Origin of the sequence: Streptomyces sp. NPDC059499 (assembly GCF_042749285.1) — a bacterium.
GTDB lineage: Bacteria > Actinomycetota > Actinomycetes > Streptomycetales > Streptomycetaceae > Streptomyces.
Genome location: NZ_JBHYTT010000013.1, coordinates 160250 through 179881, shown reverse-complemented (window position 1 = coordinate 179881; position 19632 = coordinate 160250). Strand labels below are relative to the sequence as shown.

General features: G+C 71.3%; 15 protein-coding genes. 8 read left to right on the top strand and 7 right to left on the bottom strand.

Features of this window, described 5'->3' with window-relative positions; all coding sequences use genetic code 11:
• Positions 1-31: 31 nt before the first annotated feature.
• The 5 genes from ACFW9O_RS27270 to ACFW9O_RS27250 form a co-directional block, all read right to left on the bottom strand.
• Positions 32-3676 (bottom strand): LamG domain-containing protein, encoded by a 3645-nt coding sequence (locus ACFW9O_RS27270; protein WP_384612925.1) that lies wholly within the window; start codon positions 3674-3676, stop codon positions 32-34.
• Positions 3677-3699: 23 nt separating this feature from the next.
• Positions 3700-5217 carry a VCBS repeat-containing protein gene (locus tag ACFW9O_RS27265; RefSeq protein ID WP_384612923.1) on the bottom strand — a complete coding sequence of 506 codons (1518 nt, stop codon included), beginning with the start codon at positions 5215-5217 and terminating at the stop codon, positions 3700-3702.
• A 387-nt stretch (positions 5218-5604) separates the two neighbouring features.
• Positions 5605-7131: a VCBS repeat-containing protein gene (locus ACFW9O_RS27260; RefSeq protein WP_384612997.1), complete on the bottom strand. Its 1527-nt coding sequence runs from the start codon at positions 7129-7131 to the stop codon at positions 5605-5607.
• Positions 7132-7762: 631 nt separating this feature from the next.
• Positions 7763-8959: an MBL fold metallo-hydrolase gene (locus ACFW9O_RS27255; RefSeq protein ID WP_384612921.1), complete on the bottom strand. Its 1197-nt coding sequence runs from the start codon at positions 8957-8959 to the stop codon at positions 7763-7765.
• Positions 8960-9072: 113 nt separating this feature from the next.
• On the bottom strand, positions 9073-9513 hold the full coding sequence (locus tag ACFW9O_RS27250) for a PPOX class F420-dependent oxidoreductase (RefSeq protein WP_384612919.1): 441 nt from the start codon (positions 9511-9513) through the stop codon (positions 9073-9075).
• Between the two features lie 192 nt (positions 9514-9705).
• On the opposite strand from ACFW9O_RS27250, the gene ACFW9O_RS27245 reads away from it, so the two are divergent.
• Positions 9706-10908 carry a Glu/Leu/Phe/Val dehydrogenase dimerization domain-containing protein gene (locus ACFW9O_RS27245; RefSeq protein WP_384612917.1) on the top strand — a complete coding sequence of 401 codons (1203 nt, stop codon included), beginning with the start codon at positions 9706-9708 and terminating at the stop codon, positions 10906-10908.
• Positions 10909-11171: 263 nt separating this feature from the next.
• Positions 11172-11762: a TetR/AcrR family transcriptional regulator gene (locus tag ACFW9O_RS27240; RefSeq protein ID WP_351173792.1), complete on the top strand. Its 591-nt coding sequence runs from the start codon at positions 11172-11174 to the stop codon at positions 11760-11762.
• 54 nt (positions 11763-11816) lie between these two features.
• Here the strand turns inward: ACFW9O_RS27240 and ACFW9O_RS27235 are convergent, their stop codons facing one another.
• Positions 11817-12818: a DUF6745 domain-containing protein gene (locus tag ACFW9O_RS27235; protein ID WP_384612915.1), complete on the bottom strand. Its 1002-nt coding sequence runs from the start codon at positions 12816-12818 to the stop codon at positions 11817-11819.
• 75 nt (positions 12819-12893) lie between these two features.
• The gene (locus ACFW9O_RS27230; RefSeq protein WP_329205288.1) at positions 12894-13220 is read right to left on the bottom strand and encodes a hypothetical protein; all 327 of its coding nucleotides are present in this window, start codon (positions 13218-13220) and stop codon (positions 12894-12896) included.
• Positions 13221-13400: 180 nt separating this feature from the next.
• Here ACFW9O_RS27230 and ACFW9O_RS27225 point away from each other — a divergent pair, with 180 nt between their 5' ends.
• The 6 genes from ACFW9O_RS27225 to ACFW9O_RS27200 are packed head-to-tail and all read left to right on the top strand — an operon-like array spanning position 13401 to position 19578.
• A complete protein-coding gene (locus ACFW9O_RS27225; protein WP_384612913.1) occupies positions 13401-14357 on the top strand; it encodes an STM4015 family protein in 957 nt (318 codons plus the stop codon).
• 7 nt (positions 14358-14364) lie between these two features.
• On the top strand, positions 14365-15336 hold the full coding sequence (locus ACFW9O_RS27220) for an STM4015 family protein (RefSeq protein WP_384612911.1): 972 nt from the start codon (positions 14365-14367) through the stop codon (positions 15334-15336).
• Positions 15317-16462 (top strand): STM4014 family protein, encoded by a 1146-nt coding sequence (locus ACFW9O_RS27215; protein ID WP_384612909.1) that lies wholly within the window; start codon positions 15317-15319, stop codon positions 16460-16462. Before ACFW9O_RS27220 ends, ACFW9O_RS27215 begins: the two co-directional genes overlap by 20 nt.
• 19 nt (positions 16463-16481) lie before the next feature.
• Positions 16482-17294 carry an STM4013/SEN3800 family hydrolase gene (locus ACFW9O_RS27210; RefSeq protein ID WP_384612995.1) on the top strand — a complete coding sequence of 271 codons (813 nt, stop codon included), beginning with the start codon at positions 16482-16484 and terminating at the stop codon, positions 17292-17294.
• Complete coding sequence (locus ACFW9O_RS27205; RefSeq protein WP_384612908.1) at positions 17291-18643, top strand: STM4012 family radical SAM protein; 1353 nt, start codon at positions 17291-17293, stop codon at positions 18641-18643. Before ACFW9O_RS27210 ends, ACFW9O_RS27205 begins: the two co-directional genes overlap by 4 nt.
• 5 nt (positions 18644-18648) lie before the next feature.
• Positions 18649-19578, top strand: coding sequence for an STM4011 family radical SAM protein (locus ACFW9O_RS27200; RefSeq protein ID WP_384612906.1), 930 nt, complete (start codon positions 18649-18651; stop codon positions 19576-19578).
• Positions 19579-19632 lie beyond the last annotated feature (54 nt).

Here is a 19632-nt window from a genome sequence, read left to right as displayed (position 1 = left end):
ACGCGGGGAACCGGCACACCTCCTGTGGGAATCACATGTCCGGCAGCGCCATCGGGTTGGCCAGCTGCTGGATGGCGGTTCTGTCCGCCGCACCGCTGTAGACGCGGACTTCGTCGATCGCGCCGGCGAAGTACTCGCCGCCGCCGCCGAGTGCCGAACGGCCCACCTGGAGACCACCGGTGGCGCCCCAGAGGGTGTCGTCGGTGCCGTGCGCGATGTCGGCGAGCTGACCGTTCACGTACAGGCGGATCTCGTTCCCGAACGCGTCGTAGACGACGGCCAGGTGCTGGCCGGCCGAGTCGGTGTCGGGCAGCGCCTGATCGTCGGTGAAGGACTTCACCGGTGCCGTGGCGGAGTCCGACTCGGCGACGGCGAGCTCCCACACGGACGTCGATTCGGCGTCGGCGGCGGGCCGGTAGCGGACGGCGACGCGGTTGGCCGCCGTGCCGGGAAGGGACAACACCGTCTGGGCCGATGTCGCGTCCGACGCGGTGAGCTGAGCGCGAGCTGTCACGGTGAAGCTCGACGCACCGGTGACCGGTGCCGTCGCTGTCGAGGCGAAGTCTCCGTCACCGTCGAGGACCAGGTGGCCGGCACCGACCATCGGGAACGGGTCGGGCGACAGCGGGTCCGTGGGCGCGCTGTAGATCGAGGCGTTGCCCGCGAGGGTCAGCTTCTGACCGGTGCCCGTGTCCGCGGAGGCGCCTGCGGCCGCCGAGTCGAGCTGCCAGTAGTTCATGCGGCTCGGCTTGACCGTCATCATCTCCGCCACCTGGGCGGCGGGCAGGACGCGGTCGAACACGCGGACCTCGGCGAGGTCACCGGAGAAGTTGTCCCGGTAGCCGCTCTTGGCCGTGGTCCGGCCGATCTGCAGCGGCCCGTACGACTTCCACAGCGAGCGGCGGGAGGCGGTGCCCTTGCTGTCCTTGTTGATGTAGAGGCGCAGTTCGGACTTGGCGGCGTCGTAGACGCCGGTCAGCAGCACCCACTGGTCGGGGACCACGCTGACGCCGGTGGCCACGGCCTTCCACTCGCCGAGTGTGTCGACGTCGGTCACGGGGACGGAGAACGCCCAGGTGCCCGCCACCTGGTCGTAGCCGAGGGTGAATCCGGGCTCGCCCGTGCCGTCCTGGCTGATGACGGCCATGTCGCGCGTGGGGGTGCCGTTCGGGCGGACCCAGGCGCTGACGCTGAAGCTCTCCGAGGAGTCCAGCACCGTCTCGTTGACGTCCGCGTACGCGGCGCCGGTGCCGTCGAAGCGGGCGGCCGAGTCGGCCTTGCCGCCGGGGCCCTCCACGCCGAAGGTGACGCCGGTGCCCGTGTCGGCGGAGAACGCTCCCGTCTCGTCGTGGGCCTCGGTGCTCGACGGCTCGTCGGCGAGGTTCCACTGGGCGGCGACGGGGGTGCCCTCGGTCACCAGGAACTCGTAGTGCGCCTTGGTACTCGGGTTCTCGGCCTTGTCGACGGCGATGACGTCGACCCAGTGGCGCCCGGAACGGGTGGGCATCCAGCTCACGGTGGCGGGTCCGCCGGGTGTGGCGGCGTTGACCGTGGTGGCCGGGGTGGCGGTGCCGTCGAACGCGTACCGGTACTTCACGACGTCGGTGTCGGGCACCGAGTCGTTCGGGTTCGGCGCGAAGGTGAAGGAGCCGTAGGTGCCGACGCCGTCGTGGTACACGGTGTCGGACGGGTACTGCTTGGACAGTACGTTCGGCTTGCCGGGCAGCGTCTTGTCATACATGAACTCGCAGCGCACGGTGTCCCCGTCGTAGCTCCAGGGGCCGTATCCGTCACCGTCGTAGGCGCGCGCGCTCCAGTAGATGACGGTGTTCTGCGGGATCGACGACTTCACCGTGTGGGTGAACTTGGTGCCGGACGTGGGCGCCAGCCAGGACGGGGTGAGGTAGGAGTAGGTCTTGGCCTCCTTGGTGACCGGGTCCGTCCAGTCCACCTTGAACTCGACCTTCACCTTGTCGGTGAGGCCGTTGCCGTGGTCGGGGTCGCTCGCCACGGCCTGCAGCTGCGGCGGCACCTCGGAGAAGGGGCGGCCGGCACCGCTGGTGCAGATGCCGCCCGGGTTCTGCGAGAGCGTCGTGATCTTCCGCGGCAGGTTGTTGTAGCTGATGGACAGGTAGGCGTTGCCGCAGACCCGCTTCCACTCCGGGAGGCGGGACTCGTCGGCGGCCCGCAGGCCCAGCGTCATGGACGACCAGCCCTCGGCGGCCGCGGTCTTGACCTCGGCGGTCAGCTCACCGGTCGCACCCGACTCGAAGTGCAGGTTGGCCTGGCTGGAACAGCTCGTGGGCGAGATGGCCTTGTCGACGGTGCCGATGTGGTCGGTCCAGTCGTCCGAGGTGTTGGACCAGCTGGACGAGGAGGTGATGCTGTAGTTCTTGCCGCCGATGCGGTAGAGCCGGATCGGTTCGGCGGTCGGCGAGGCACTGTAGATGTGCTCGACGCGTGCGGAGAACGTCGCGCCGAGGATCTGCTTGCCCTTGTAGAACGACAGGGGCATCGTGAACAGGGTCCGGCGGACCCCCACACCGTTGCACGACACCGGGCTGTAGTCGGTGGGGCACTTGCCGACGCCCGCACTGCCGGAGTACTTCCAGTCCTGCTCACCCGGCATGCCGGACATCACGCCGGTCCACGCACTGCGCGACGTGGTGCGCTGGATCGGGTCGATGACGACCGGGAAGACGGTGTCGTCGCCCTGGAGCAGCTTCTGGTCGGGGACGAGGGACAGCTTGCCCTTGCCCACCTCGATGCCCAGCGGCGAGGTCCGGCCACCGCCGCCGGGGCCGGCGAGGGCCGCCTTCGGCGCGACCGCCGGGGCGGGTGCGGCATCGGCGGCCGCGGCGGCGAGCGCCTTCGACACGGCCTTGGGGCCCTGGGCCCTGGCTGCGGTCTCCTTCACCGCGGCGGAGTCCCACATCACGGGCTTGCCGGCTTCGAAGACGGTTCCGCCGACGGCCGCGTCCTCGGCCTTGATGGCGCCGGAGGCATCCTCCTTGACCTTGAGGCCGTCGGTCTTCAGGCCCAGATCGAGCCGGGCCAGCCTCGGGTCGGCCGCGGCTTCGGGGGTCTTGACGACCAGGAGGTGGCCGAAGCCGTCCGCCTCGGCACGCACCGTGAGGTCGACGCCGGGCAGGGCGTCCTTGTACGTGGCCGTGTCCCCGTCGAGCGCGGGAGCGGGAAGCTTCCCGTACGGCCAGGTCAGGGCCATCTCGCGGCCCGCCTGGTTCATGGTGACGAACGGCTTGCCGGCCGTGCCGTCGGAGAAGGACAGGGCGACCGCCGCCGCCTTGGGCGTGACCGTTCCGTCGGCGTGCCGTACAAGGGTCCGGTCGATGTCGACCCACGTACCCTCCTGGAAGGTACGGACGGGGTCGGTGTACTCGCGGGCCGTGAAGGTGCCGTTCGGTTCGGCGTAGATCTCCCGGCGCGAGGTGCGCATGCCGAGGATCTCGACCTTCTGGCCGCTCTTCTTGGCGACGGTCAGTGCTTCGGCCTCGGTCTGCACCGGCTTGCCGGCAGCGGCCATCGACGGCTCGGGGGTTTCGCCGGCGGCGGGGCCCTCCGACTGGGCGCTGAGGACGCCGGTCATCACAGCACCCGCCACCACCGCGGCGAGCGCGCCACGCAGCACCGGGCCGCGTCGTATGCGTCTGGACATGCGTCTGTTCTCCAGGTCGTCGGTCAACGTGCCACGGCTCCGAACGCGACGTCACCCGTGGGGATGCCGCCCTCACCGGGCTTGAAGGTGTGGGTGGGTGCGCCGCCCGATGCCACGTTCCAGCCGAAGGAGTGGACGGCGTGGCCGGCGGCGGGCCCGTAGGGCATGCCCACGTACAGGGCGGAGGGGGTGGCTCCCAGGCTCATTCCGGCGAGCTGACGGGACGCGGGTTCCGCCGGGATGCCCGAGCCGGGGTCGATCCAGGCGTCGGAGGCGCCGGGCGCACCGACGAGCGGGAAGATCTGCACGCCGCCCTTCTCCGTGTGTTCCTCGGAGGTCTCCTCGCCCGGCACGCCGACGGCCAGCCGGGTGGTCGTGGCGGAAGCCGTGCTGTTCGGGGCGGTGTTGACCGCGGCGAGCCGCTGTCCGAAGAAGTCCCCGGCCTCGGTCTGGTCCTCGGCATCCGCCGTGTTCTGGTCGAGCCAGTAGACCTCCGTGAAAGTCCCGGAGGCCGTGACGCGGAAGACCTGAACGGCTCCGGCGTCGACCGTCGTGGCCAGGTCCTCGCCGGGGACGCCGACGGCGAGAAGGACCTCGGTCGTCGAGGTGGCGCCCGAGGGCCGGTAGGGGACCATGGCGAGCGCGGTACCGAAAGCGTCACCCGCCTCCTCGGCGCCCAGGATGACGTCCTGATCCTGCGCCAGACCCACCAGCGGCTTGGGCAGGCCCGAGACGAGGGTGTGGCTGAAGACCGCGACACCTCCGGCGAACGGCACGGTGCCTATCGCCTCCCCCGGCGTTCCCACGGCGAAGTGCGTCGGGGTGGTTGCGAACGACGAGCCGAACCGGTCGTCCACCTCCATCGCCCCCGGCACCGGCCCGGCGGTGGTCGTGTCCTGGTTGATGCCGACGGCGGTCGCCGCGTCGGCGGACAGGTAGAAGAAGACGCCGGCGTCCTCGACCGTCCCCAGGGCTTCGCCGGGGGCACCGATCATCAGGTACGAGGTTCCCGCCGCGGTCTTTCCCCCGGCCAGCGCGTAACCCACCCAGTCACCGGTCTCCCTGCCCCCGCCGAGCGAGGCGGTCGGGCCCTGGGAGTGCTCCTTGACAGCTTTACCGCCGCCGGGTCCGGCCGCCGAACCGTAGATGATCTGGACCAGACCCGCGTCGCGAATCGTGAGGTCCTCCGCGGCGAGGTCCTCGTACGGGATGCCGACGGCGATGTCGCTGCACCCGTCGGCGTCCGCGTCGTAGACGGCGAACGAGAAGCCGAACCGGTCATCGGGCTCGGCGCCCCCCGGAACGTTCGGCGTCTCCTGGGACAGCTGCATGCTGCCCTTGTCGCCGCCGTAGACGATGTGGACCAGACCGGCCCCCGGGACGCTGTTGACGGTCCCTTCGGGGTCGGCGATCACCGTGTCCCTGATGCCGTCGCCGTTGAAGTCGGAGTCCACGCCCGAGCATCCGGCGGCCAGGGCGGTGGCGGGTGCCGTGAAGGGCGCCCCCGGCCCGAACCCCAGGGCAAATGCGGTCAGGATCACGGCACTTGTGGCGAGCGCTGTTCTTCCTCTGGCCGTGCGCCGCGGTGGGCGCATCGGACTGGTCACAGAAATGGTTCCTCCCCTGATCGTTCCGGCTCGTCGTCGGCCGGAGGTCCCGAAACGGCTTCGGGCATGGTTGTGACGGCCGTCCCAGGACGGCGTCTGACGGCATTCGTGGGTGTGGCGGGTGCGACGGGCACGACGGGTGCGACGGGTGCGACGGGTGCGACGGGTGCGACGGGTGCGAACGGTCCGGAAACACGCGCCGGTGCGCGACCGGGCGGACGGCGCACGGTCGTACCGGAATCACCGCCGCACCGTTCCCGCGGGTCGCTGTCGCGTGGGGTGTACGGCATGCGTGCCGCCGTACACCCGCCCGCGCCCGTGTCAGCTCAGTTGGACACCGAAGGCAACGGCGCCGGCCGGGATACCGCCTTCACCGGGACGCCAACTCTGCGTGGGCGCGCCGCCGTTCGGGGTGTTCCAGGGAAATGCGTGGACGGCCCTGTTCTCGGCGGGACCGTAGGGGACGCCGACGTACAGCGACGTCGGGCTCGCACCGAGGCCCATGCCGGTGAGCATGCGGGGCGCGCGGACGGCGGGAACGCCGTCGCCGGGTGAGATCCAGCTGTCACCGGCACCGGGCTCACCGAGCAGCGGGAGGATGTGGACGCCACCCTCCTCCGGGTACTCCTCGGTCGACTCCTCACCGGGCGCCGCCACGGCGAGGCGCATCGTCGCCGCGCTGCCCGTGGTGGTCGGGGCGGTGTTGGCCGCGGCGAGGCGCTGACCGAAGAAGTCGCCCGCCTCGGCCGATCCCTCGACGTCGGGCTGGTTCTGGTCGATCCACTTCAGATGCTGGAGGGTTCCGTCCGCCTTGATGTGGTACGTGTGGACGGCTCCGGCGTCGACCGTGGCGGCCAGGTCCTCACCGGGAACGCCGACCGCGAGAAGCGAGTCGTTGTTCGCGGTCGCTCCTGCGGGACGGTAGGGCGCCATCGCCAGCGAGAGGCCGTACTGGTCTCCGGCCTGCGCTGTGGTGTCACCGCTGCCGCTGCGACCCTGGCCCATACCGAAGAGCGGGGCGGGGATGCCGTCCGTGTTGATCGAGGGCCGGAAAGCGAGGACAGCCCCGGCGAACTCGACGTTCTGGGAGGTCGTGGCGATGGATTCGCCGGGCGCGCCGACGACGAAGTGGCGGTCCGTCGCGGCGATCGACGCGCCGAAGCGGTCGTTGGGCTCGGGGTCCTCCCAGACGCCCGTCGAGTCCTGCGCCACGTGGGCCACGTCGTACCCGGTGCCGTAGACATGGTGGAACATCCCCATGTCCTTGCCCTCGGCACCGTCCTCGCCGGGCGCGCCGATGACGAGGAAGGGAATGCCGCTGGCCGATGTGCCCGCGGCGACGGCGTATCCGACCCAGTCCTCCGCCTCGTAGCCGCCACCCAGTTTGCCGTCGGCTCCCTGCCGGAAACCGATGGTGCCGAGTCCTCCGGACGCGATGCCCGTGGGCGAGCCGTAGATGAGGTGGACGAGCCCCGCGTCCTTGACCGGGCCTTCCGCGACATTGATGTCCTCGAACGGGATACCCACGGCGATGTCGCTGCAGCCGTCGAGATTGGCGTCGTACACGGCGTAGGAGAAGCCGAACCGGTCGTCGGTCTCGGCGCCGTCCGAGACGTTCGGGGAGTCCTGCGACAGCAGGAACGTTCCCTTGCCGCCCCCGTAGACGATGTGGATCTGCCCTGCGCGTTCCTTGCCCGAGACCGTGGCCTCCGGGTCGGCGACGGCCGTGTCGCGGATCCCGTCCCCGTTGAAGTCGTGCTGCGCTCCGGCGCAGCCCGCGGCGGCCACCGCCTGCGGAACCGGCAGCGCTCCTGGCCCGAGCAGCGTGAAGGCTGCCACCAGTGTCATACCGGCCACGGCACGGCCGCTCCGTCTGCCCGCGCGAACCATCGATCCAGCCCCCCGCCCCCTGCCGCGACGCTCATCGAACGTTCGCGACCTTCCTGATTGACCCCTCCGCCCCGTCGGCTGCGCTGCACGCCGAGACGAAGATCCCCGCCGATCACCCAAGTCCCATGCTCAATGGCGCAGTTCACATGATCGACAGAGGCGGGACGGGACTCTGCCACGCGCCACCGGCGCTGCGCAAGAACACATGTCCGACATCAACTCATCAGTAACAATCACGGCTCCGTCACAGCCGATTCACATCTGGGTCATGGCTTCGCCACATCGACCGCCACCACCTGAACCAGCACAAAAAGGTGCGGCCACACCCGCTCGGGGGCGTGGCCGCACACACTCGGTGGATCGGCGGAACGTGTGTCGTCGCGGGTGCGCGCAACCAACAGGAATTGCTGCGAGTCTCAACGGCTGTGACAGCGAACGCCGTTGGTGCACGGCTCCTGTGCATGAAGGCTCATCGGGAGGACGTGGCTGCGCCTTGCCGGAAGAAGGGGCTCAGCGAAGCACACAGCGGTGTGTGACGGAGGCGACCAGTTCGCTCTCCGCCTGCTTCAGGACATCGCCGGACCCGAGGTCACCGCTCGCCGGCCAGGTCGACCGCACCCTGCTGCACGGGTGCGGCACCGGTCTCGCCGAAGCCGCGCCACGGGTGCGCGATGGGGGCGGACACCGGACGCCACCAGCGATCCGCGGGAAGCTTCCCCGCCGGCTCGAAGGGCTCTCCGGGCCGCGGGAACGCCACCGCCTGCCCCAGCTCCTCCGCGGCGTCCTTCGTCCACTCGGCGGGCTCCGACCACGGGTGCGGGGCGAGGTTGAAGGTGGCCCAGTGGATCGGCAGCAGGGTGCCCGCCGGCCCACCGCCCTGGAGGTCCAGATGGGCCTGCACGGCCTCGGCGGGTGTCATGTGGATGTCCGGCCAGTACTCCGAGTAGGCACCGAGCTGGATCATGGTCGCGTCGAAGGGGCCGTGCTCGGCGCCGATGTCCCGGAAGCCGGAAAAATAGCCGGTGTCACCGCTGTGGTAGATCCGGTGCTCCGGTCCGGCGACGACCCACGACGCCCACAGAGTGTGCTGCTGGTTGCGCAGCCCGCGCCCGCAGAAGTGGCGCGCGGGTGTGGCGGTCAGGCTGATCCCGGCGATCCGTACGGTCTCGTTCCAGTCGAGCTCGTGAATCCGGTCAGGGGAAACGCCCCAGCGCTCCAGATGGGCGCCGACGCCGAGAGGGACCGCGAAGACCGTGCCGGTCCCGGCCAGGGTCCGGATCGTGGGCAGGTCGAGGTGGTCGTAGTGGTCGTGCGAGATCACGACGACGTCCACGGGGCCGAGCGCGGCAAGCGGGAGAGGCACGGGGTGCAGCCGCTTCGGCCCGGCGAAGGCGAACGGCGAACAGCGATCGCCCCAGACCGGGTCGAAGAGCACACGCCGACCGTCGATCTCGGCGAGAACACTGGAGTGGCCCATCCAGGTCAGCCGCAGCCCCGTGGCCGGCGGTCCGGCCAGATCGGCGAGCGTGGTCGCGTGGACGGGCACGGTGCCGTCCGGTGACCTGCGGGCCCGCTCCTCCTTGCGGAAGTAGACCTTGGCGAATTCGAGCATCGAACCCGACGGCCGGGTCCGCGCCCCCTCCGGGTTCCGGAAGACTCCGTCGGCGAAATTGGGTGAGCGCCTGATGCGCTCCATACGGGCTCCGGCGGGGTCCGCTCCGAAGGCTTCGGGCCGCAGTGAGCGGAGTCTCGTACGGAGCGAAGGCTGACTGTCGGCGCCGGTCACAACATCTCCTGAGGGAGTCGGTGTCGTCCCATTATGGTCGGGGGGTACGACGGGGCAAGAAAGAGGCGGTGAACGGAGCAACACCGACGGCATCGCCGCCGGACGGGGCAGCGTCAGGCACGTGGCTGCCCGTACACATGCCCGATCCTCAGCGTCAGGACGACCCTGCGGTCCCGGACCATCGCCTGTCGGTAGTCGTCCCAGTCCGGGTGCTCGCCCCGGACGTCCCGGTAGAGCGTGATCAGCTGCTCCACGGTCGCGTCGTGCGGATCGGCGGCGAACGGCGTCAGCTCGGCGGTGGCGTCGACGACCGTCCACGCCCAGCGGTCGTCGCTGGTCACGTGGTAGCTCGCACGCGGATCCCGGCGGAGGTTCCGGGTCTTGGCACGGCCCTCGGTGATGGAGACCCGGATCACGCCCTCGTCGGGGTAATAGGCGTGGTTCACGTTGGACAGCTGGGGCCTGCCGTCCTGCTTGAGGGTGACCAGCACCCCGCCGTCGTGCTCACCGACGAGTCGGAGCAGCGCTTCGCGCCCGGGTTCGATGTCCGTCATGCAGACTCCAACGTCCGCACCCGCCCCAGGATTCCGCAATTCGGTGCCTGCGATCTCACATCCGGCGTTCCGCCGCGCCGGGAACCCGTGTCGGACTCCCCTTTGACAGGGGCGCCGCCGCCTCCCGATACTGAATGTCCATTCAGTACAACCTACCCACGACCGACCCACGACCGACCGAGGAGCCGCCGGATGACACCCCACTCCCCCGCCCCGCTCATCTCCCTGACCTGGACGGATCACGTCACGGGCCGCCAGGGGTACCTGGTCGTCGACCGGCTGGTGCGCGGAGTCTCCAGTGGTGGGCTGCGGATGCGGAAGGGGTGCACCCTCGACGAGGTGGCGGGCCTCGCCCGTGGCATGACCATGAAAGAAGCGCTGCACTTCGACGCCGACGACGTACAGGCGCGCTACGTCCCCCTGGGCGGCGCCAAGGGGGGCATCGACTGCGACCCGCGCGAGCCCGAGGCCTACGGCGTGCTGGTCCGCTATCTGCGGGCGGTGCGCCCCTACGTCGAGAGCGTCTGGACGACCGGCGAGGATCTCGGACTCACCCAGGACCTCGTGGACCGGGCCGCGGCCGAGGCCGGGCTCGTCTCCTCGGTCCAGGCGGTCTTCCCGCTGCTCGACGACGAGGCAGCGGCCCGCAGGCGGCTGGCGGACGCGTTCGCCGTCACGGTGGACGGGATCGGGCTGGACGAGCTGGTCGGCGGGTGCGGGGTGGCCGAGTCCGCGCTCGCCGCACTGGACCGTGCGGGCATGGCCCACCGCGATGCCCGGGTGTCCCTGCAGGGGCTCGGCACCATGGGCGGCGCGACGGCGCGCTTCCTCTCCCGGGCCGGGCTCAGGGTCGTGGCGGTCGCCGACGTCAAGGGCACGATCGCCAATCCGGCGGGCCTGGACATCGAAGCCCTGCTGGCCGCCCGGGACGCCTACGGGACGGTGGACCGCAACGCCCTGCGGGAGGGGGACCACGAACTGCCTGCCGACGCCTGGCTGACCACCGACGCCGAGGTTCTGGTCCCGGCGGCCGTCTCGTACGCCGTGGACGGGGTGAACCAGGCCTTGATCCGGGCCCGTTGGGTGGTCGAGGCGGCGAACATGCCGGTGCTGCCGGAGGCGGAGACGCTGCTCGCCGCGCGCGGGATCACGGTTCTGCCCGACGTGGTCGTCAACTCCGGTACGAACGCCTGGTGGTGGTGGACCCTGTTCGGCGACATCGGGGCCGACGCGGAGGAGGCGTTCGCGCACACCCGCCGCTCGATGCGCGCCCTGATCGACCTGATGCTGGCCCGCGCCGAGGCCGACGGCTGCACCCCGCGCGAGGCCGCCCACGCGATCGTCGCGGACCGGCTCCCGGTCATGGCGGAGCGGTTCGGCTGGTACGCGCGGTAAAGGTGTGCCGCGCACCCTCCGCTCCCGAACGCCGCCGGAGGCCGAGGCGAGTACAGCTCGGGCTGCGCCGACATCTGGTGCTGACCGGCGGCGGCTGACCGCACAACGGCCGCCCTCCTGCCCGATTGCGGGCCGATGCGGACCCGCTGCGGACCCGCTGCGGTCCGAAAACGGGAAGGGGACGGGCCCGTGCGGGCTCGTCCCCTTCCCGTCATGATCAGGCCGTTGGTTAGGGTGACGGTGTGGCAAGAGTGCGGCTGAGCGTGTCGGAGCGACGTGAGGACCTCCTGCGCGCTGCCGTGGAGCAGATCGAGGTCCGGGGCGTGTCCGCGGTGCGGATCGCCGATGTGGCGTCGGTCCTCGGAGTGAGCAACGCACTCGTGCTGTACCACTTCTCGTCCAAGGAGAAGCTCGTGGCGGCCGCGTTCGCGTACGCGGCAGAAGCCGATCTCGCCCATCTGCGCGGGCTGCTTTCACGCCGCACCACGGCGGTCCGGCGCCTGCGGGCCGCGGTCCGCTGGTACGCGCCGACCGGTCAGGCCAAGGGCTGGCGCCTGTGGATCGAGGGCTGGGCATCTTCGCTGCGCGATCCGGTGCTGCGCGAAGTGGCCGGCGATCTCGACCAGCAGTGGAAGGCGGAGCTGGCCGAGGTCATCGAGGAGGGCGCCGCAGCCGGCGAGTTCGACTGCGACGATCCGATGTCCGTGGCCTGGCGGCTGACCGCGCTCCTGGACGGGCTGGCCGTCCAGATGACGTCGTACGCGGGTCCGCTGTCCCGGACCACCATGCTGCGGTGGACCGAGGAGGCGCTCGCCCGCGAACTCGGCATCGACCACGAGGTCCTGACGGCCTGACCCCCCCTCCTGACAGGCCGCCCCCTTCCCGGACCGGCTCCCGAGCCGGCCGGGTCAGGTCTGGCGCAGCGGGGCGTAGTCGTCGCCGTCGACCCCGAACGTCCAGGCGACTCCCTCCTTCGCGGTCCTGGTCCGGGGCGGCACCCGCAGCCAGTACGTGCGGTGGCTCCCGTCCGGTTCGGGGGTGGAGTTGACGACTTCGACCATCACGACGTCCTCGTCGCCCTCCAGCGCGATCCGCCAGAGGATGCCGGTCTCGTCGCGGTGCACGGGCTCGGCCCCCGACTCGGCGAGGTAGCGGTCGTAGCCGTAGTACTCCAGCATCACGCGGCGCAGTTCCGCGTTCTCCTCGCTCCGGATCCGATCGGGGGTCAGGGCCGCCAGTCCGTCCAGGAATGCGGCGGGCACCGGCATACCGCGCCAGGCATGGAGTGCGAAGCCGTCGCGATAGGCGAGCGCCGGGCCGTCGCCGCGGTCGAGCCGGCCCGCCTCGTCGCGGTGGAGCGCCACCGGCCGCTCGCTGATCACCACGGCACGCTCGTAGGGCCACCACCAGCCGGCGTGCCTCGCGACCTCCGCCAGTCCTGTCAGGCGCTCGCCCCGGCCGTCGAAGGCGGCGAGCCAGGCGGCGTCGTGCTGGCCGAGCACCGCGTCGAGCAGTACGAGGCGTACGGCGGACTCGTCCTCGGGCCGCGTGGCGAGGTCCGTGACGATCCCGGTCCGTATCCGCTCGGCCAGCGCGGCCGTGGTCTCCCAGAGCTGAGCCCCGGTGGCTGACCACAGGGCGGACCAGCCGGCCGGGCCCAGCTCGTCGTACATCCGGCGCCGCTCGTCCGCCCAGGGCCGGGTGCGGACCTCTTCGCGCACCGAGCGCCCCGCGTCCACGAGCTTCTCGACCGCCTCGACGGCCGCCCTGGGCGATTCCACCCAGATGATGTGCTCGGGTTCGGCAAGTCCCGCGCTGCGGTAGGCAAGCCGCACACCGTCCTCGGCGGCGCCACGGTCCGCCCCGCCCGTCGCCGCTGCCACGGCCCGCCAAGAATTCACGTAACTCATCGGTGTTCCCCGTCCCCTGTCCCTGTTTCCCGGCTGTCCCATGTCACCCGTCGTCCCCGTGCACCGCCGCGCGGCTCAGTCCGCGACGACTCGGACGGCACCCGGTGCGTACTCGCGCTGACGCACGACGCGGAACCAGCCCTTCGGCAGCGCGATCACGGCGTGCTCCTCGTGCACCACGCGTCCCCCGTCGGGGAGATGGAGCAGCATCGGGCCGAAGGGTCCCGCCTCCCTGATGAGCCGGCCGGGTCCCTGCACCGCGTGCGCGTGACCGGTGACTTCGCCCAGCGCGAGGACAAGCCGCCCCCGCCCGTCGCGCAGTTCACCCGGTGCGTCGACGAAGCGTGCGGGCACCGCGGACTCGTCCAGCGCCACGATCAGTACATCGCCCTGCCGGTACACAGAAGTCTCCCCTCCATGACGGCACCCGCTGTGCCGGCCACGGTGAAAACGCTACGGCGGGGGTCTGACAATCGGCTGCCGCCCGGGAGCGCGGCGGGCCCGCTCGCGCCGCTGTCAGTGGGGCTTGATACACCTTGGCGGACATCAACCGTCCGTCCTCAGTTTCAGGAGCTCAGCACCATGTCCCAGGTGAGCTATCTGCCCGAACTGCTCGGCCTGCCGGCCGTCGATTTCCAGCACGAGACCGACGCCGCCGCGCTGCCTGCGGCCGATGCGGCGGCCTGGCGCATCAGCGTCAGTCCGTTCGACCCGGACGAGACCCACACCTGGGAGCAGGAGTTCACGGCGTTCCTCGACGCCGTCGATCCGGCCGGGGTGAAGGCACTGATCATCGGGCAGTGGGGCGAGACGTACGAGGAGGACTCCTCCTACCCCGTCGGACTCGTCGTCGCCGCGGCCGACCGGCTGACCTCGCTCGAAGCCGTCTTCGTCGGGGACCTGGAGATGGAGGACGCCGAGATCTCCTGGATCGAGCAGTCGGACGTCACCGCTCTCCTCACGGCCTTTCCCGCCCTGACCGGGCTGGGTGTGCGCGGTGGCACCGGCCTGGTGTTCCCGCCGGTCAAGCACGAGTGCCTGCGGGCGCTCACCATCGAGACGGGCGGCCTGCCCGCGGATGCGCTTCGCGGCGTGCTGGACAGCGAACTGCCCGCGCTGGAGCGCCTCGACCTCTGGCTGGGTGTCTCCGCGTACGGGGGTGACGCGGACGTGGCGGATCTGGCGCCGCTGCTCTCCGGCACCCGCTTCCCCCGGATGCACCACCTCGGACTGCGCAACAGCGAGGTGCAGAACGAGATCGCGGCCGCGGTCGCCTCGGCCCCGGTCGTGGCACGCCTGCGCACGCTCGACCTGTCCTGCGGGACGCTCGGGGACGAGGGCGCTGCCGCGCTGCTCGAAGGCCAGCCGCTCACCCATCTCACCGCACTCGATCTGCACCATCACTTCCTGACGGAGCCGATGGAGCGCCGCGTCGCCGAAGCCCTCGAGCCGCACGGTGTGCGGGTCGATCTGACGGAGCGCAACGAGCCGTGGGGCGACCGGGGCGCCGCGGGCCGTTACACCGCGGTCGCGGAGTGATGGCGCGATGAGCGGTATCGAGCACCCCGACGTCTTCCACGGCCTTCCCGTCCTCACCCTGCCCCTTCCCGACGAGCCGCGTGCGGAGATCCTGCCGCCGGCGGACTCCGTGGCCTGGCGGCTGGACTGCGGCTGGGAGGGACTGGCGTTCCCGGAGCTCTGGCAGCACTTCCTCGACACGGTGGACACGTCCGAGGTCCGGGCGCTGGTCATCGGCCCCTGGTGGCCGGACGAATACATCTCTCTCGCCCCGGTGGTGGAGCGGATCACCGCGGACGCGGGTCGCTTCGCGGCACTGCGCGCGGTGTTCCTCGCCGACGTGATCGGCGAGGAGTGCGAGGTCTCCTGGCTGGAGATGTCCGACATCACGCCGCTGATCGACGCTTTCCCCCTCCTGGAGGAGCTGACCGTCCGCGGCGGCGGCGATTCCGTCCCCGAGCAGGAGAAGCTGCGGCTGCGACCGGTTCGGCACCAGGCGCTCAAGTCGCTGAGGTTCGAGTCGGGCGGCCTGCCCGGCCACGTCGTGCGAGCGGTCGGCGCCTCCGAACTGCCCGCCCTGGAGCGGCTGGAGTTCTGGTTCGGCGCCGCCTGGTACGGCGGCGACGCCACGGTCGAGGACATGCGGCCCGTGCTGTCCGGCGGCGCGTTCCCCCGGCTGCGCCATCTGGGCCTTCAGAACAGCGAGATCCAGGACGAGATCGCCGCGGCGGTCGCCTCCGCTCCCGTCGTCGTCCAGCTGGAGTCGCTCTCGCTCGCGATGGGCACCCTCGGTGACATGGGAGCGCAGGCCCTCCTCGACGGTCAGCCGCTGACCCATCTGTCCTCGATCGACCTGCACCACCACTACCTCACCGAGCCGCTGGTCTCCCGCATCCGCGAACTGTGCGCCCGCTCCGGCGTCCAGGTCGATCTCGGCGAGGCGGAGGAATGGGATCCGGACGACGAGGACGAGCCCCGCTATGTCGCGGTCAGTGAATAGTGCGCCGCCGCGCCTCGCGGTCGTCGGCAATCCCGGCAACCGCAGGGTCGGCCTCTTCCAGGACGCCGTGCGCGCCGCCGGGCTGCCCCGGGCGCGCACCGTGTCCTGGCTGGCGGTGCTCGCGAAGGACGCGGTCTTCCTGCCCGGCGAGACCGTGCGCATCGATTCGCCCGGTGAGGACGCCGAGGTCGAACGGTTGCTGCGCGGGGTCGACGACCCGACGAGGGTGGAGGGTTCGGCCCGCTGGTACGCCGGGTTCACCTCCGCCGTACGGGACGTGGCCCGCGCGGCGACAGCGGCGGGCGCGGTCCTGCTGGACGGTCCCGAGGACATCGCGGTGATGTTCGACAAACGCCTCTGCCACGGCGTGCTGGGGGCTGCCGGGGTGCCCGTGCCGGATTCGCCGACGTCCGGGCCCACGGCGCCTGCCGTACGCGGCTGGGCGGACGTGCGTGAACTGATGGCCGATCACCGTATGCCGCGCGTCTTCGTGAAGCCCGCGCACGGGTCCTCCGCCTCGGGGGTACTGGCCCTGGAGACGGCGGGCCCCGGCCGGGTGCGGGCGACGACCTCCGTCGAGCGGGACGAGGAGGGGCGGCTCTTCAACTCGTTGCGGGTACGGCGTTGCACGACGGAGCGCGAGGTGGCGGCGATCGTCGACACACTCGCGCCCGACGGGCTGCACATCGAGCGCTGGCTGCCCAAGGCGTCCCTGCGGGGGCGGGTGGCCGATCTCCGGGTCGTGGTCGTGGCCGGCCGGGCGACGCACGCCGTCGTACGGACCAGCCGCTCCCCGATGACCAATCTCCATCTGGGCGGGGCACGCGGCGATCTCGACGAGGCGCGGGCCGCGGCGGAAGCGGCCGGTGCCGACTGGGGCGATGCCCTCGCGGTGTGCGAGCGCGCCGCGGCCTGCTTCCCGGACACGCTGTGCGTGGGCGTCGATCTGCTGCCCGCCACCGGCTGGCGGCGCTTCGCCGTCGGCGAGGTCAACGCCTTCGGGGATCTCCTGCCACGCCTCACCGGTCTGCCGGGGAGCGGCGCCGAAGGCCTGGACACCTATGCGGCGCAGGTCGCCGCCGTACTGCACCGAGCAAGGAACGACCGTGCCCTCACCACCCCCTGAACCCGCCTCCGCCGTCGACATGAACGAGATCGTGGGCAGCCACGATCTGCTGCTCGTCACCCTGGACACCCTGAGGTACGACGTCGCCGAGGAGCTCGCGGCCGCCGGCCGCATCCCGAACCTGGTCCGGCACCTGCCGGGGGGTACATGGGAGAAGAGGCATGCGCCCGGCAGCTTCACGTACGCCTCCCACCAGGCGATCTTCGCCGGTTTCCTGCCGACGCCCGCATCCCAGGGCCCGCACCCCCGGCTGTTCGCAGCGCGATTCGCCGGCAGCGAGTCCACGGCGGACGGCACGTTCGTCCATGACACCCCCGATCTGCTCTCGGGCCTGGCCGCCGTCGGCTACCGCACGGTGTGCGTCGGCGGAGTCGGCTTCTTCAACGGCCGTCCGCCCCTCGGGGCGGTGCTGCCCGGGATGTTCCGGGAGAGCCACTGGGAGCCGGAGTTCGGTGTCGCCTCACCCACCTCCTTCGAGGCCCAGGTGGCACGCGCCGAACAGGTCGTCGCCGAACTCCCCGAAGACCAGCGGCTGTTCCTCTTCGTCAATGTGTCGGCCCTGCACCAGCCGAACTGGTTCCACCTCCCCGGGGCGACCGCCGACGCCGGTGACTCCCGGGCCACCCATGCCGCGGCCCTGGAGTACGTGGACCGGCACATCGGGCGTCTCTTCGCCGCCGCGAGCAGCCGCCGCCGGTGCTTCGCGATCGTCTGCTCCGACCACGGCACGGCCTACGGCGACGACGGGTACACCGGTCACCGGATCGGCCACGAAGCGGTCTGGACCGTGCCGTACGCCCACTTCTTCCTCGATCCGGGGGCATCTCGATGACCGTCACAGCCAGCACCGGGCCCTACCGGAGCTACGTCTACGCCTACCCGCACAAGACGGCGTACCGCCCGCTCGCCGGCCACCCCGCCGGGCGGCCCCTGCTGCGCGAGCTGTGGGCGGCCGAGCCGAAGGACGCGCTCTCCCTCTATCTCCACATACCGTTCTGCGAGATCCGCTGCGGCTTCTGCAACCTGTTCACCCGGATCGGCGCCCCCGATGAGCTGACGACGCGCTACCTCGACGCGCTGGACCGGCAGGCCACCGCGGTCCGGGACGCGCTGGGCGACGCGGAGCGGGTGCGTTTCGCCGCCGCCGCGTTCGGCGGCGGCACCCCCACCTTCCTCACCGCGGGCGAGCTGGAGCGGCTCTGCGACATCGCGGAGAAGCGGATGGGCGCCGACCTGCGGTCCGTACCGCTGGCGGTCGAGACCTCGCCGGCGACGGCGACGGCGGACCGCCTCGGCGTCCTCGCCGACCGCGGGACCACCCGGATCAGTATCGGTGTGCAGAGTTTCGTCGACGCGGAGGCCCGCGCCGCGGTCCGCCCGCAGCGCAGGTCCGAGGTGGAGGCCGCCCTCGGCCGGATCCGCGACGCCGGCATCCCGGTCCTCAACATCGATCTCATCTACGGCATCGACGGGCAGACCAAGGAGAGCTGGCGCACCTCGCTGGACGCCGCCCTGGCCTGGCGTCCCGAGGAGCTCTACCTCTACCCGCTGTACGTGCGCGCGCTCACCGGCCTCGGGCGGCAGGGAGCGGCGGACGGAGCGGACCCCGCCTGGGACGAGCAGCGGTTGCGCCTCTACCGCACGGGCCGCGACCACCTTCTGGCCCACGGCTACGAGCAGGTGTCGATGAGGATGTTCCGCCGCACGGGCGCGCACCGGGCGGGCCCGGACGACTACGCCTGCCAGACCGACGGCATGATCGGACTCGGCTGCGGCGCACGCTCCTACACCTCCTCGCTGCACTACTCCTTCGACTACGCGGTGGAGATGCGCGAGATCCGGGGCATCATCGACGGCTTCACGGCCACCGAGGACTTCTCGCGGGCCGAGGTCGGACGGTACGTCGACGGTGACGAGGCGCGCAGGCGCCACCTCCTGCAGGCGTTGCTCCAGGCCGAGGGCATGCCCTGCGACGGATACCGCGAGCGCTTCGGCACCGATCCCTTCGGTGACTTCCCGGCCGAACTAGGCGCCTTCGAGGGGCGCGGCTGGCTGGACGGGTCCGCGGGCCCCGGCCTGCTGCGGCTCTCCCCCGAGGGCCTCGCCCACTCCGACGCGCTGGGCCCTGAGCTGTTCTCCCCCGCCGTACGGGCCGCGATGGCCGCGTACGAGGCGAAGTGAGCCCCGTGACGCCGACGCCTGCGGACCTGACGATCCTTTACCGGGGCTCGCTGGCGTCGTGCGACTACGACTGCCCCTACTGCCCGTTCGCCAAGCGGCGGGACAGCGGGGAGCAGCTGCGGGCCGACCGTGCGGCGCTGGAGAGGTTCACGGCGTGGGCCGCCGCGCAGACCGGCGAGCGGTTGTCGGTGCTCTTCACACCGTGGGGCGAGGGGCTGGTCCGGTCCTGGTACCGGCACGCCCTCGTCGAGCTGTCCCGGCTCCCGCACATCGGCAGGGTCGCCATCCAGACCAATCTCAGCTGCCGCACCGGCTGGCTGGCCGACGCGGCGCGGGACAAGGTCGCCCTGTGGTGCACGTACCACCCGGGCCAGACGCCGTACGAGCGGTTCCTCGGCAGGTGCCGGGAGCTGACCGCCCTCGGGGTCCGGCACAGCGTCGGCGTCGTGGGGCTGGACGCCCATCTCGACGAGGCCCGGCGGCTGCGCGAGGCGTTGCCCGCTGAGGTCTATCTCTGGGTCAACGCCGCCGAGGGGCACACCTACACGGACGAGGAGGCGGACCGCTGGACGGCGCTGGACCCCCTGTTCCCGTACAGCCGGCATCCGCACCGCTCGGTCGGGCTGCCCTGCCGGACGGGTGAGTCGGTCGTCTCGGTGGACGGCGACGGCACGGTGCGCCGCTGTCACTTCGTCCCCGCCGAGCTCGGCAACCTCTACGACGGCAGCTTCCGGCGCTCATTGGCTCGGCGTGGCTGTCCTCTCGACGTGTGCGACTGCCACATCGGCTATGTGCACCTGGAGACGCTGCCGTTGTACGACGTCTTCGCGGGCGGCGTGCTGGAGCGGATACCCGCCGGCCCGGTACGGGTACCTACCGCGGACGCGCTCCGTGGAGCGGTACCCCGGCGCTCCCTCCCCGTCATCACCCGCTGAGCGAACGGTGCGCCGAGCGCACTGATCACGGGCGTCGCAACGCGTGTGATCAGT

Bases quoted from the DNA above. Each gene is read 5' to 3' on its own strand.
- ACFW9O_RS27270 (WP_384612925.1), bottom strand. From the start codon at position 3,676: ATGTCCAGACGCATACGACGCGGCCCGGTGCTGCGTGGCGCGCTCGCC.
- ACFW9O_RS27260 (WP_384612997.1), bottom strand. From the start codon at position 7,131: ATGACACTGGTGGCAGCCTTCACGCTGCTCGGGCCAGGAGCGCTGCCG.
- ACFW9O_RS27250 (WP_384612919.1), bottom strand. From the start codon at position 9,513: ATGACGGACATCGAACCCGGGCGCGAAGCGCTGCTCCGACTCGTCGGT.
- ACFW9O_RS27245 (WP_384612917.1), top strand. From the start codon at position 9,706: ATGACACCCCACTCCCCCGCCCCGCTCATCTCCCTGACCTGGACGGAT.
- ACFW9O_RS27235 (WP_384612915.1), bottom strand. From the start codon at position 12,818: ATGAGTTACGTGAATTCTTGGCGGGCCGTGGCAGCGGCGACGGGCGGG.
- ACFW9O_RS27225 (WP_384612913.1), top strand. From the start codon at position 13,401: ATGTCCCAGGTGAGCTATCTGCCCGAACTGCTCGGCCTGCCGGCCGTC.
- ACFW9O_RS27220 (WP_384612911.1), top strand. From the start codon at position 14,365: ATGAGCGGTATCGAGCACCCCGACGTCTTCCACGGCCTTCCCGTCCTC.
- ACFW9O_RS27215 (WP_384612909.1), top strand. From the start codon at position 15,317: ATGTCGCGGTCAGTGAATAGTGCGCCGCCGCGCCTCGCGGTCGTCGGC.
- ACFW9O_RS27210 (WP_384612995.1), top strand. From the start codon at position 16,482: ATGAACGAGATCGTGGGCAGCCACGATCTGCTGCTCGTCACCCTGGAC.
- ACFW9O_RS27205 (WP_384612908.1), top strand. From the start codon at position 17,291: ATGACCGTCACAGCCAGCACCGGGCCCTACCGGAGCTACGTCTACGCC.